Source organism: Sphingomonas sp. BL-S-29, from assembly GCF_055521495.1.
This window is the reverse complement of record NZ_CM145482.1, coordinates 2,346,578-2,358,966: the sequence shown is the minus strand read 5'-3', so window position 1 is coordinate 2,358,966 and position 12,389 is coordinate 2,346,578. Positions and strand designations below refer to the sequence as shown.

The 12,389-nt window shown below is 63.2% G+C and carries 12 protein-coding genes; 1 reads left to right on the top strand and 11 read right to left on the bottom strand.

Going from position 1 to position 12,389, the window contains the following annotated elements:
* Nucleotides 1-2 precede the first annotated feature (2 nt).
* Together ACZ1I2_RS11170 and ACZ1I2_RS11165 are read right to left on the bottom strand one after the other, a co-directional pair.
* Nucleotides 3-425, bottom strand: a complete 423-nt coding sequence (locus tag ACZ1I2_RS11170; protein ID WP_465169623.1) for a hypothetical protein — start codon at nucleotides 423-425, stop codon at nucleotides 3-5.
* Nucleotides 403-606, bottom strand: coding sequence for a helix-turn-helix transcriptional regulator (locus tag ACZ1I2_RS11165; RefSeq protein ID WP_465169624.1), 204 nt, complete (start codon nucleotides 604-606; stop codon nucleotides 403-405). Before ACZ1I2_RS11165 ends, ACZ1I2_RS11170 begins: the two co-directional genes overlap by 23 nt.
* 524 nt (nucleotides 607-1,130) lie before the next feature.
* Between ACZ1I2_RS11165 and ACZ1I2_RS11160 the strand changes: the two genes are divergently transcribed.
* Complete coding sequence (locus ACZ1I2_RS11160) at nucleotides 1,131-1,403, top strand: PadR family transcriptional regulator (RefSeq protein ID WP_465169625.1); 273 nt, start codon at nucleotides 1,131-1,133, stop codon at nucleotides 1,401-1,403.
* 511 nt (nucleotides 1,404-1,914) lie between these two features.
* Here ACZ1I2_RS11160 and ACZ1I2_RS11155 read toward each other — a convergent pair.
* From ACZ1I2_RS11155 to ACZ1I2_RS11115, 9 genes are all read right to left on the bottom strand, one after another.
* Nucleotides 1,915-2,967, bottom strand: coding sequence for an amidohydrolase family protein (locus ACZ1I2_RS11155; protein ID WP_465169626.1), 1,053 nt, complete (start codon nucleotides 2,965-2,967; stop codon nucleotides 1,915-1,917).
* Between the two features lie 41 nt (nucleotides 2,968-3,008).
* Complete coding sequence (locus tag ACZ1I2_RS11150; protein WP_465169627.1) at nucleotides 3,009-5,282, bottom strand: TonB-dependent receptor; 2,274 nt, start codon at nucleotides 5,280-5,282, stop codon at nucleotides 3,009-3,011.
* A gap of 125 nt (nucleotides 5,283-5,407) precedes the next feature.
* The gene (locus ACZ1I2_RS11145) at nucleotides 5,408-5,824 is read right to left on the bottom strand and encodes a DUF3830 family protein (RefSeq protein WP_465169628.1); all 417 of its coding nucleotides are present in this window, start codon (nucleotides 5,822-5,824) and stop codon (nucleotides 5,408-5,410) included.
* Nucleotides 5,821-7,179 (bottom strand): peptide MFS transporter, encoded by a 1,359-nt coding sequence (locus tag ACZ1I2_RS11140; protein WP_465174099.1) that lies wholly within the window; start codon nucleotides 7,177-7,179, stop codon nucleotides 5,821-5,823. Before ACZ1I2_RS11140 ends, ACZ1I2_RS11145 begins: the two co-directional genes overlap by 4 nt.
* Nucleotides 7,176-8,021: a M55 family metallopeptidase gene (locus tag ACZ1I2_RS11135; RefSeq protein ID WP_465174100.1), complete on the bottom strand. Its 846-nt coding sequence runs from the start codon at nucleotides 8,019-8,021 to the stop codon at nucleotides 7,176-7,178. Before ACZ1I2_RS11135 ends, ACZ1I2_RS11140 begins: the two co-directional genes overlap by 4 nt.
* Nucleotides 8,022-8,077: 56 nt before the next feature.
* Nucleotides 8,078-8,968 carry a M15 family metallopeptidase gene (locus ACZ1I2_RS11130; RefSeq protein ID WP_465181642.1) on the bottom strand — a complete coding sequence of 297 codons (891 nt, stop codon included), beginning with the start codon at nucleotides 8,966-8,968 and terminating at the stop codon, nucleotides 8,078-8,080.
* Nucleotides 8,965-10,257 carry a peptide MFS transporter gene (locus ACZ1I2_RS11125; protein ID WP_465169632.1) on the bottom strand — a complete coding sequence of 431 codons (1,293 nt, stop codon included), beginning with the start codon at nucleotides 10,255-10,257 and terminating at the stop codon, nucleotides 8,965-8,967. The genes ACZ1I2_RS11130 and ACZ1I2_RS11125 overlap by 4 nt, the downstream gene beginning before the upstream one ends.
* Nucleotides 10,257-11,246, bottom strand: a complete 990-nt coding sequence (locus tag ACZ1I2_RS11120; RefSeq protein WP_465169633.1) for a dipeptide epimerase — start codon at nucleotides 11,244-11,246, stop codon at nucleotides 10,257-10,259. The genes ACZ1I2_RS11125 and ACZ1I2_RS11120 overlap by 1 nt, the downstream gene beginning before the upstream one ends.
* Nucleotides 11,243-12,256, bottom strand: coding sequence for a DUF1611 domain-containing protein (locus tag ACZ1I2_RS11115; protein ID WP_465169634.1), 1,014 nt, complete (start codon nucleotides 12,254-12,256; stop codon nucleotides 11,243-11,245). Before ACZ1I2_RS11115 ends, ACZ1I2_RS11120 begins: the two co-directional genes overlap by 4 nt.
* Nucleotides 12,257-12,389 lie beyond the last annotated feature (133 nt).

Sequence of the window (12,389 nt, the reverse complement as noted above, 5' to 3'; positions counted from 1 at the left end):
GGCTACCGCCCCATCTTGAGCTTTACGTAACAAGCCATAGTGAGCAGGCTAGTGACGACCACCAGGGCCAGCATGTTGGGCGGAGGCGCTAGCCCGCCATTTGCGAGGACCAGCCAGCCCCACCCAAGGAACAGCCAGACATAGAGGCCGAAGCTGTTCGCCCTGAGCGCATTCAGCCGATCGAGCTCGTCCTTCAAGCGATTGTTGAAATGCACGGCCAGCGGCAGCACGATCGCCATCGCCGCCACGGTCGCAATCGCGTAAACCGGCTGGAGATGCCCCGGCTCGGTCTTGCCCAGTAACATTATCAGGGCGATGCCAACGCCGCCAAGCAGCGACAAGACAGCGGTGCGCCAGTAGCTCCGGATGCGGGCTCGCGCCGCACGCGCGCCTTCGCCTTCCTCATTCATCCGCGCATTCATCATCGAAAACCTCCTCGATCCGCAGGCCGAACAGTCGGGCGATACGGAAAGCAAGCGGAAGCGAAGGATCATGTTTCCCCGTTTCGATCGCGTTCACCGCCTGGCGCGAAACACCGATCCGCCCGCCCAGTTCGAGCTGGCTCCATTCGCGTTCCGCTCGCAGCACCCTTAGCCGGTTCTTCATCGCGGCTCGTTGTCCATATCAGATCTCCCTGACATTATGTCAGGATAACATGACATACCTCGCTCGTTACGGGGTGTCAACACTACCTTACACAGTGCGCCAAAGAATGCGTCCGAGATAGCTGGTCTGATTACACGAAATGGCGTTTGCTTACGAGTGGCTGCTGTGCGCCTTGCCGGCAGGCTAGTGTCGGTGAGGCGAATAGCGGGTTTACAGCAAGCGGGCCGTTCACGTCCCAGCCTCTGAAGGTTGTATGTTTGTCGCCTCCTGCCGTCGGCATGCCGGTTCTGCGGTTACCCATTTGCGGACATTCCCGAGGGACTGGATCATCCCTGCTTTCGGACATTCATTTATCTCAATCCTCTGAGCGGGCGCAGACGAGCCGATCGTCGTCTCCAGTTTTAGCCCCTCCCACGGCGAGAGCGACGACTGCAGCCGATCAACAAACGCCGGCCACGTCTTGACTCCGAACTCTACATAGGTTGTCTGATGCGATGCCGCGCAGCCGCCGACCATCGAAGCAAATGCTCGCCCTCCTGGAAGCGCTGACCGCGGGAGGGCGGCAGTGGCGACATGGATATGACCTCATGAAGGAGACCGGACTCATGTCGGGCACGCTCTATCCGCTGTTGATGCGGATGAGTGAGCAGGGCCTTGTCGAGGCCGAATGGCGTGAGCCGGCTCAGCTCGGCCGACCCGCGCGCCACGTCTACCGCATCACGGCGGCCGGAATCGCTGTTGCTCGGACAAACGACGTCGCGGCTGCCAGCCCGTCGACACGAGCGGCGCTCGCATGACGGCCGGGCTGGCGAGGGCAATCCTTGCGGTTGCGACCGCTAGTCTGGGCGAACATCGTCGCGGATGGGCATGCGCGATGTGGGGTGAGCTGGACGCAGCGATCGAGGATCGAAAGGTCCTGGGTTTCGCGATGGGCTGCCTTTTCGCCGCATGGCGGGAAATGCCCAGACAAGCAGAAGGACGCTTCGCTCTGGCAAGATACGCCGTTGTGCTGTGCCTAATGCTGCCCATTGCATTCCTTCAATTCGAAACTGCGGTGGCGATGCCGTTTCTAGCTCCCGAGCAAGCCACTGCTTTACCATCGCTGTTGGTGCTTTGGGTGTTGCTCGGCATCGGGCACCTGCGACTTGCTTGGTCACTCCTCGACCGCAATTGGGCACCGGCCGCAGAGATGGCTGCGTTTAACGTGGCTGTATCGGCAACGCTGGCAATCGACTCTCAGGTCGAACGCTCCGGGGCTCCGAACCGGCAACCACGCCAGTGCGTCCGCCAAGCGATCAGCTTCGCCGTTCACCGGCGCCGACACGGCGCCCGGTCCCTCACATACGCGGCTTGATTATAGGCGACGGTCCGCCAGTCCGCCTCGCTCAACGCAAGCGATGTCTTTTGATTGGCATAATAGGCGCGCAGATCGAGGCCGGACGTATAATCGGAGCCGGGCACAAACCGGTCGAGTCCGGTGCGCCGCATTATGGCGCCGAGCGCAGCGTCGTCATTCGCGGTAGCGGACAGCTTGCGGGCGTTCGAGAAAAGGTCGGGCACCATCGCGAGATCAAATACCAGATGCCGCGTTTGGGCCGGCTCGTCATGGATCGCATCGGCGAACACGCCGAGCACCGAAAGCACGCCCTTGTCGAGGCCGCCACCGCTGCCGACGTGCGCAATCTGGATCGGCACGTGCGGCGCTGCGGGGAGCACCTTGGTCAGAAAAATTCGCGCATCCTCGGGACCATAGGTCGAAAGCTGCGTCTGAAGGTGGATGACGATTGCCAGATGATTGCGGTCGGCTGCCGCGAATACAGCGGCGAGTTTCTTGACCTGGGCCGCGTCGCGGAAATCGAAGCCGGAATTGCCAAGGTGCATTTTCACGCCGGCCGCGCCGCCCACTTTCCCCCAATGATCGATTTCCGCAACGGCTCCGGGCCAGAGCGGATTAACGCTGATGATCGGTATCAAGCGACCGCAATGCGCTTTTGCCTGGGCAACGATAAACTCGTTCTCGGCGCGGATCAGCTGCGCCAGCTTGCTTCGCGGCACTGCCGCGGCCGGCGAGGCGAAGAAATAGGCCCCCGAGAACAACACACCCTTCCTTATCCCGGCGGCATCCAGCGCGCGGACGACGTCGTCACCGGTCGAGGGTTCCTTCGAGATCTCTTCGGGACAACGCTCCGGCCCGACCGCTTTGCAGATTCCTTTCAGCACTGCCGACGAAGCAGGCGAGAAGATATGGATGTGGTGATCGACCAGAGGCGTATCCGCCGGGATGCCCTCCTGCGCCGACAGGGGCGCGCTGACCGTGATGCAGGCCGCCGCGATCATGAGCCGGGTGAGGAACGCCTTCATCGAAATCCTTTCGTGTCTGCGAAATCCCACCCGGCGCATGGTCAGAACTTCGCCGAAAGGGTTGCCCCAATGGTGCGCGGCTGGATCACGCTTGCGGAGTAGGGCGGCAGATACGCATCGTTGTTGAGCGACGCGATATAGTTGAAGCCCCGCTTGTCACCCACATTCTTCGCGAAGATCGACACACTAAAGGCCTCCAGGTCGACACCGGCGCGCAGATCGACGGTCGCGTAGGCCGGCAGCGTCGGACGCACATAGCTCGCCGGCGAGCCCGAAATGAAGCCCGCTCGCCGCGCGCCGACTGCGTGCACGCCGGCACCGACATAAGCCGATACGCCGCCGGAGAGCGTGAAGTCATAGTCCGCCGACAAAGCGCCAGCCCATTTCGGAACATTGGGGAGCCGGTCGCCGTCAAAGCCGGCTACGCCTGGCGAATCCTCGGTCAGCTTGGCGTCCGTATAGCTCGCGTTCCCCGACAAGCGCACTCCGGTTACCGGCTTCCACGTCGCGCTCGCCTCGACGCCGAGACTGCGGGCCGCGCCGCCATTGCCGGCGCTGGTAAAGCCGCCGAACTGGGTGAGCAACTGGATATCCTGCCAGTCGATATAAAAGGCCGAGAGGTCGAGCGTCACTGCATGGTTGAACAGCGCTGCCTTATAGCCGATGTCATAGCTGGTCAGCGTGTCCGGCTGGTACTGCGAAGGCACGCCCGCGGCAGTCTGCGCCGGCGTGACGGCATTCGGCCCGCCCGGGCGATAGCCGGAGGCGATGCGCGCATAAAGGATGCTGTCTGCGTCCAGCTTGAATTTGGAGGAGACCTGGAAGGTCGTGCTCTTGTCGGATGAGGTTTCCGCGACGGTGGTGGTTGGCCCGATCGCGAAACCGCCATGGGTTTCGCTGAAGTCCTGTGTGTTGCCGCTGTGGCGGAGACCGCCGGACAGGTCGAGCCGCGGAGTGATATGCCAGGTCACGTCGCCGAAGCCGGCATATTCGGTATAATGCGAATAAAGATTGGCAAAGAAGACCGCGTTGTCCGGGAGGATCTTTGTCTGCGTCGCGTACAGGAATGTCGAGCTCGGCTCGAGCCGCGCCGTCGTCTCGCGCGTGTAGTAAAAGCCCAGGCGCCATTCCAGTGTGGTGTTGGCCTGGGATTCAACCCGCGCTTCTTCGGTCCATTTCTTCAGGCTGAGATCCGAACCGACACTGAACCCCACCCCTGGTACGCCGAGAAGGCCACTCAGCGTCGGGCCCAGCTGGGTCGTCTGGTCGGTGGTCGCATACTGCCGCAGCGTACTATAACTAGTGACTGACACCAGGCGCGCAAAATCGAGATCATAGGTCACGGTGCCGCTATACAGACGATAGCGCAGCTTGAGCGGCTCGGGCGTGTACCGGACATGGGTGAGGTCGCCCTGCAGTGGCGCAAGGCTGGTCCCCGTTACGACGACATCCTCGTCGGACGATCCCTGTCCTTCGAGATTCTGCAGCGTCGCGGTCAGATCGATCGAAAAATTCTCGCTCGGCCGGAAGAGCAGCGCAGCTCGCCCTCCCTCGACATCGGTGCGATTGACGTCGGAGATGCCCTGCTGCGTATCGTCGATGAAACCGGCGTCCCGGCGCTTGTAGGCACTGACTCTCAGCGCGAGCGTGTCGGTTATCACGGGGAGATTGAGCATGCCCCGGAATTCAAAGCCCGTACCACCCTTGCTGACGCCATTGACCCCCGCCTCTACGCGCCCCTTCACCTTTTCGAGATCCGGCTCTTCCGTCACATATTTGACGAGGCCGCCGAGCGAACTCGCGCCGTAGAGTGTGCCCTGCGGGCCGCGCAGGATCTCGATGCGCTTGATATCGCTCGGATCGAGATCGGGGCTGAGATAGCCGGCAAGCGCCTGCGTCGTCGACGATCCGAAGGCGGTATCGTCGATATAGGTGGCAACGGTCGAGCTGATCGGCGAACCGGTGGTAATGCCGCGCAGAATGATCTGGGTCTCGCCTGGGCGCGTCGTCGTCAGGTTGAGTCCGGCCGTGTGCGCCGCCAGATCTTCTAGCTTGTTGGCATGGGTACGCGCGAGATCCTCAGCGCTGACGGCGGTCACCGGCGCCGGCACATCCAGCAGGCGCTCGGTCCGCTTGTTCGCCGTTACGACGATGTCATCGTTTGGCCCGGCATCGGCCACTGGACCGGTCTGCGCCTGAGCGCTCGCCGCGGAGGCCGTCATGCCGGACACCGCGACGCCGCACAGAAGCGCGGCGCAGGTTGCCGCAACGCCGCGACGCGGCATGCTTTTCGAGTTGGTCAGGAGGTAGGACATGTAAAACCCCTTTGCTGCGCCGCGGCATTTACCTGCTGACGTCGGCGCAGGAGAATTGATTTACATTTTCGAGACAACACGTCTTATCTAATGCGTCCATTAGCAGCGTCGCAGGCTCGCACGGATCAGTCGGCAAGCTTGAACGCGATATCCTGTGCGCCCTCCCACAGGGCGCGACGACCGAGCTCTGCCAGCTGATCAAGCCCCTCCACAATCGACATGAAATGGTTCGCGGCGAGCTGGCCAAGCTTGCTCGCAAAACGCACACCGCCATAGGCAAGCAGGATCTCGGTCTCGCCGTAACCGCCGGGATAAAAGATGATCTCGCCCGGTGCCGGATAGCTGGTCGCGTTTTCGAAGGGCAATCCGGGGTCATGATCGCCGAGCGGGATCCAGACCCCCTCGCCGCTCCAGCGGACATGAACGACCTTCTCGTGGTACGGCAGCATGGATCGAAACGCCGCACAGGTCTTTGGCGCCCGCTCTTCCTCAAGCCGCGCAACAAAACGGAGTGAGCCGGCGGTGATCGCGATTCTGGTCATGAGATACTCGTTGTTGAAGGAGGATTGGTCGCGAGCAGGGCTCGCGAGACAAGCCGGATGAGAAGCAGGGCGACAAGGCCGCCGCCGGCGAGGCCGACATGGAGGAGCCAGAAGTGGGTTGGTCCCAACGGGGCGAGCAGCCCGCCGACCAGGCCCATCAGGAAGTTAGCGCCGACCAACTGAAGATAATAAATGCCGATGATCGTCGAGGCGAAACGGCGCGGGGCGGCACGGGCGTAAAGGGCGAGCGCCACCGGGAGGACGTTGGCGAACCCCACCTCGTTGAGGAAGGCGAAGCAGATGAGCCAGCCCAAGCCGACCTCGCCTCCAGTCGCCCGGATCGACCCGAGCACGAGCATTGCCGGGGCGACGCAGAGAAAGGCAGCGCCGATCACGATCTTCGTCATTTCATCAGGCTCTGGCCGCCGCCGTGCCCAGACCCGCCAGAACGCCACGGATCCTGGAAGGCAGATGATCGTCGCGACCGATTCCAGTGTCAGGAGCCAGGTCACCGGGAGTTCGTGACCGAAAGCGTGGAGCCCGACATGCGCTTTTGCCCAGAGCAGATAGGCGTTGCCGACCTGCTGGTTGGGAATCAGCAACACCGCAGAGACCGGCAACATCGCCAGCAATACCATCATCACCTGCCAGTCGCGCCCGTTCATCGGGGCGAAGGCGACCCGGCCCGCCTCACGCGGCACTTCCGCGGGATAATATTGCGTGCCGGCCAGGTAGATTGCCAGGCCGACGAGCATGCCGACACCAGCCGCACCGAATCCCCAGGACCAGCCCACCATCTCGCCTAGCGTTCCGCAGACAAGCGGAGCAAGGATCGCACCAGCGTTGATACAGAGGTAGAAGATCTGGAAGGCGTCGGCCCGGCGTTGATCGCCCGGTGCGTACAGGCCGCCGACCTGGGACGCGATGTTACCCTTGAAACAGCCGGCGCCGAGCGTGAGAAGCAACAGCGCCAGCAGGAACGGCTGTTCGAACGCCATCAGGAAATGACCGGCGGCCATCAGGACCGCGCCGAGAATCACCGTGCGGCGCCGGCCGAGCAGGCGGTCTGCGAGCAGTCCGCCCAGGATGGGGGTCAGATAGACGGAAGCGGCGAACATTCCGAAGATGGCCGATGCAAGCGCCTGGCCGGACAAGGGCCCTTGCTCTCCCTGCAGCAGGGCTCTCAACCGCGACAGGCCTGCGACCTTCTCGACATGACCCGGCAGCAGCAATTCGGTCGCCATGTACAGGACGAGCAGCGCCTGCATCCCGTAATAGGAGAACCGCTCCCACGCTTCGGAAAAGGCAAGATAGGCGATCCCTCGCGGATGGCCGAGAAACGTCGGCGCCGTCACGCCAGCGCGTCCTTTGCCGATGTCAGGAACTGGAGGAAGCGCGACACAGCCACGATATCGGGGCAACCATGGCGGATCGTGAAGGCATCGACCCGCTCTACTCCTTGGAGATAGGACAGCCATTCCGCCATTAACCGGTCACGCAGGCGGAGCTCGAGGTCGATCGGGCCAGCGATGACAAAGGGTTCGATCGTGCCGACCTTGCTCACTGCCTGCTGGATGCCCTCGCGCAGGGCGAGGCCGGCCGCGCGGGGCGATAGCGTGTTGGTCGAAAGAAACCCGTAGCTGCTTTTGAGGCAGGCAGTCGCAATGCCCGGCAGCAGCGCACTGGTCTCCGACACCGCCACATCGTCGCCGGCAATCATTAGCACCGGGATCTTATGATGCCCGGCGATCGCGGCGCTGATCAGTGCCTCGGACGCCGCAACGCCGTTCAGCCGTATCTCCTGAAAGAAATGCCCGCTGACGGTGTGCGACAGCGTGCCGCCGATATTTCCGGCACCGGCATGGTAGCCGACCAGGAGCGCGCCGTCGTATCGGCCGCTCTCGATTCCTTGCATCATTCCCAGCGGCCGGGGCCAGGAACGGACCAGTCGGGCGTATTCGGGCATCCGTTCGTACCGGATGTTTTGCCCATTGCCATGAGAGTCGCTGATCACCACTTCGGTCGCGCCAAGCTCGGTCAGCATTTCGCAGGATGCGAGTACAGCATCCGTCATCCAGTCGCGCGCCTGCTCATATTCGAAGCGGCCCGGCATCAGATTGTCGCGTGACGCGACACCTGCGATACCTTCGATGTCGGCGGAGATGTAGAAGCGCTTGGCGGAGAGACTTTGAGGCATGCGCCAAGCCACCCGATGCGATAGACAAAGACAAATGCCGAAAGCTAATGCCGCTATTAGACCGCCAGGTTGGCGAAGCTGACATTCTCGATCGGGTAATCCTGCCAGGCGTGAAAGTCGAAGTGCCACCACTCGTCGGCCTGAACCGCGAACCCCTCCGTCTCCATTGCCATGCGCAACAGGTCACGGTTCCAGCGGGCCAGGGTCGTACCGCCCCGATACTGGCTGTGCGCGCGCTCGGTCGGTTCGTCGAAGTGCGACGGCATTACCAACAGCGACCCCGTTTCCGCGTCGCAGAGCGACAGATCGATCGCGCAGCCGCGATTATGCTTGGACCCGATCGCTGGGTCAGCAACAAACGCGCGCGATGCCGGCGGCACGACGTCCCAGAACATCTTGGTGACCGACCAAGGCCGGTAAGCGTCGTGGATGACCAGGCCATAGCCGTGGCGCGCCATGGTACCCTGGACCCGAGTGAGCGCGTCCACGACCGCCGGACGGGCAAAAGCGTAGGGACGATCGTAGATCGCAAAGCCCATGAAATTGTCCGCCGTCGCATAGCGGATGTCGAGCCGGACTCCGGCTATGGCGTCGAGTGAGGCAAGGGCTTCCAAGGGCGGGCCGTCCGATTGAGACGAGGCGGAATATGCCGCGGGGTCAAGCGATTTCTGAAAGGCCGACACCAGCTCGGCACGGACGTCGCGGCGGCGCAGCGGCACCTTGTCGGCAAGAAGCCATTCGCCACTTGCCTCGAACGTCAGCCGCCGCCTCCCGCGCTTTCCCCTGAACGTGGTCGAGTCGACCCGCTCGAGGGCGTCGGCTGCGTATCCGGGTCCCATCGCCCAGAGCGCGCCCTCGGCCTCGAATATGTCGAGCAACACACCCGGGTCGCCATATTGCCCGATTAATGGAGCGAGATCGGCAGGCGGCGGAGGCGGTGCTCTCACGCGCCGCTCCTGGCCGCCTCGGCGCGGCTCACGGGGCCATTGAGCATCACGAGGCCGAACGCCGAGATTGCCGCGACGCCGCCCATCACCACGAAGAACTGCGCGGGTTGCATCGAGCTCCACAAGGTCCCCAGCAAACCCGCCAGAAGGTTGCCGGCGAACGTCGCAAGGAACCACGCGGCGATGATCGTTGCGCTCATATGGGGCGGTGCCAGCCGGGCGAACAGACCCACCCCGATCGGCAGCACCCACAGCTCGGCCGCTGTCAGCACCAAGAGGAACAGGCTCAGCCACACCCAGCTCGTCTGCCCGCCACTGGCTGTGGTCGCAGCGCTGGCGCCGGCCAGCAGGAGATAGGCAAACCCGATGCCGGCGGCACCGATTGCCATCTTGCTCGTCGAACTGGGCTCACGTCCCTCCCGCGCCTGACGGGTCCAGCGCCTGATCAGGAATGGGGTAATGATGAAGATCAAGAGCGGATTGAGGGCCTGGAACCATGTCATCGGAATGATAATGCCCTCGACGAGTTTGCGATCGACCTGTCCATCCGCCCAGAGCGCGATGGTGTTGCCGATCTGCTCATAAGCGCCGCGCAGGACGGCGACCGCGATGGCGACGCCCAGCAGGAGCCAGAGCGCGTTCCACCGGCCTGGTTCGGCCTCGACATGCGCGACTGGTCTCGCCCGGGCCGGCTCGGGAGGCAGATAGCGTGCGCCAAACACATAGATGAGCAGGCCCGTCAGCATGCCGATCCCCGCCAGGGCGAAGCCCCAATGCCAGCCATAGATTTCGCCGATGGTCCCGCACAGGATGGGCGCCAGCAGCGCGCCCAGATTCACGCCGACATAATAGACGCTATAGGCCGAGTTGCGGCGCGGATCGTCCTCCGCATAGAGACTCGCGATCTGGCTCGGCAGGTTTGTGAGGTAAAGCCCGTTGCCGAGTGCGATGGTCGCGAGCGCAACGTAGAAGAGTGGTTCTGACGCCATCAGGAAATGACCGGCCGCCATGATCGATCCACCGATGATGACGGCCCGCCTCCGACCGAGCCAGCGATCGGAAATGATGCCACCAAGGATCGGTGTGAAATAGACAAATGCCGTATAGAGCCCGTAGACCAGCGACGCGTGGGCCTGACCGAGCATCAGCTGCTTGACCATGTAGTAGATCAGCAGCGTGCGCATGCCGTAATAGGAGAACTTCTCCCACATTTCGGTCAGGAACAGGATCGTGAGGCCGCGTGGTTGGCCAAACCACATGGCCGAATCCGGGGAGGCGGCGCTGGCCACTAGCCCCAGAGCGCCGACGTCGGAGGGAGGACCCGGCCACGATCGTAGCGCAACGCGTCCGGCCAATCTTCTGCCTGGAGCAAGGGGCCGTCAAGATCGACGAAGTCGGCCTGCTGGGCCAGGATCGTCGCTGGGGCCATCGCCAGCGAAGAACCCGCCATGCAACCGACCATCAGGCCCAGTCCTTGTGAACGAGCAGCGGCAGCGAGCGCGAGTCCCGCAGTGAGTCCTCCGGCCTTGTCGAGTTTGATATTGATCACGTCGAACCGGCCTACCGCCTTTCCTAGATCGGCGACACTATCTATCAGTTCGTCGGCACAGAGCCTGATTGGACAGTGATACCCGTCCAGGCCTGCTTCTGCGCCGACCGGGATCGGCTGCTCCACCAACACCACGCCGAGTTTGGCCAGCACGGGTGCGAATTGCTTGAGTTGTTCGACGCTCCATGACTGGTTCGGGTCGACGATGAAAGTGCTGCTCGGTGCGCCCGCCCGGGCTGCCCGGACGGCACCGATCGGATCGCTGCCGTTCACCTTGAGCTTGAGCACGCGATGTTCGGCCCGCGCCCGCGCCGCGCTCTTATAATCGGCAGTTGGGCGAATTCCGATGGTAAACGCGGTATCGACCGGATTCTGCTCTGCGAGGCCGGCCAACAGGAAGGCCGGCGTGCCGCTCTGCTTGGCCTCAAGATCCCATAACGCGCTGTCGACAGCAAACCGCGCCCCGCCCGCCGGCAGCAAGTCGAGCAGCGCCGCCCGGCTCAGTCCAGCCTCGATGGGCGCGCGAGCCCCCTCGAGTTGCTTTGACATGCTCTCGGGCGTTTCGCCGGCATAGTCGACGCCGCAAGCCTCGCCGCGGCCGCGCGCACCCTTGGCATCGGTGAGCGTCACGCAAAGGCCAGGCACCTCATCCTGTACGCCGCGCGAGATCGCAAATGGCTCGCGCATCGGCCATTTCTTGATCTCGACATGCATGGCGAGCCGCGTCACGCCGGCACCCTGCCGCCCAGCACATGATCGACCAACGGCCCCAGGTCCGAACGCAGCGGATCGAAGCAGGGAAGGCCGTACTTGTCTTCGAAAGCCGCGATGAGCTGTTGAGCGTCTGCGGCCTCCATCTGAGACGTGTTGAGGCTGATACCAACAAAGCGAACCGCAGGGTTGGTCAGGCGCGCCACGCGCAGGTACAGGTCCATCGCTTCGCCAGGGTCGGGCAAGGGATAGCTTGGATAGCCGTTCAGCGTCTGGCGAAGCGGATGGTGGCACAGCACGAGTGCATCGGCCTGCGAGCCATGCACCAAGCTCAATGTGACGCCTGCATAAGCTGGATGGAACAACGAACCCTGTCCTTCGATCACGTCCCAATGATCGTCCGGTGCCTCGGGTGAAAGCATCTCGGCGGCGCCGGCAACAAAGTCAGCGATCACGGCGTCGATGGCGATTCCCCGGCCGGCGATCATGATCCCGGTTTGGCCCGTCGCTCGGAAATCAGCATCCACCCCTGCGGCAGACAGCGCCCTTTCGATCGCAAGCGCGGCGTATTTCTTGCCCAGGGCGCAGTCGGTTCCCACCATCAGCATGCGTTTGCCGCCGCGCCTTAGGCCGGTCGCCACGGCGAATTGGCGGGTCGGCGATCGAACGTCGTGCAGTGTCCGGCCAAGGGCAGAAGCGCGCTGCCTGACCTCGTCGATATCGGTGAGCCGCGTATGCAGTCCGCTGACGATGTCCAGCCCCGCATCGAGCGCTGCAAGTAGGCTTGGCGTCCAGCTTGCGGGCAGCAGCCCCCCGACCGGCGCAGCGCCGATCAGCAGCGACCGCGCCCCCCGTTCAAAGCCCTCGGCCATCGACAGTTCCGGCAGTCCGAGATCGACATCGCAGCCCGGCAGGCGAACCTGCCCGATTACGTCGTCAGGCAGCCAGTCGCGCACGCCGAAAGCAGTCTTGGTATTGGGTTCCCCTTTGGCATCGCCGAGAAAGATCAGATAGGGCCGCTGTATCATGGTTCGTTACCACCGCCTCACGCTCGTGACTGGGGGCGGACATGGTGCCGCGCCTTCCTGAATGACGCGGGTCAAGGAACCACCGCGCCCACGGCAGGACAAAGCCTCAAAGCTAATGCGGTCATTAGGCTTC

What these genes read in the sequence shown, in the direction of transcription:
- ACZ1I2_RS11165 (WP_465169624.1), bottom strand. Translation starts at nt 606, where the DNA reads ATGAAGAACCGGCTAAGGGTGCTGCGAGCGGAACGCGAATGGAGCCAG.
- ACZ1I2_RS11170 (WP_465169623.1), bottom strand. Translation starts at nt 425, where the DNA reads ATGATGAATGCGCGGATGAATGAGGAAGGCGAAGGCGCGCGTGCGGCG.
- ACZ1I2_RS11115 (WP_465169634.1), bottom strand. Translation starts at nt 12,256, where the DNA reads ATGATACAGCGGCCCTATCTGATCTTTCTCGGCGATGCCAAAGGGGAA.
- ACZ1I2_RS11135 (WP_465174100.1), bottom strand. Translation starts at nt 8,021, where the DNA reads ATGCCTCAAAGTCTCTCCGCCAAGCGCTTCTACATCTCCGCCGACATC.
- ACZ1I2_RS11150 (WP_465169627.1), bottom strand. Translation starts at nt 5,282, where the DNA reads ATGTCCTACCTCCTGACCAACTCGAAAAGCATGCCGCGTCGCGGCGTT.
- ACZ1I2_RS11155 (WP_465169626.1), bottom strand. Translation starts at nt 2,967, where the DNA reads ATGAAGGCGTTCCTCACCCGGCTCATGATCGCGGCGGCCTGCATCACG.
- ACZ1I2_RS11145 (WP_465169628.1), bottom strand. Translation starts at nt 5,824, where the DNA reads ATGACCAGAATCGCGATCACCGCCGGCTCACTCCGTTTTGTTGCGCGG.
- ACZ1I2_RS11160 (WP_465169625.1), top strand. Translation starts at nt 1,131, where the DNA reads ATGCTCGCCCTCCTGGAAGCGCTGACCGCGGGAGGGCGGCAGTGGCGA.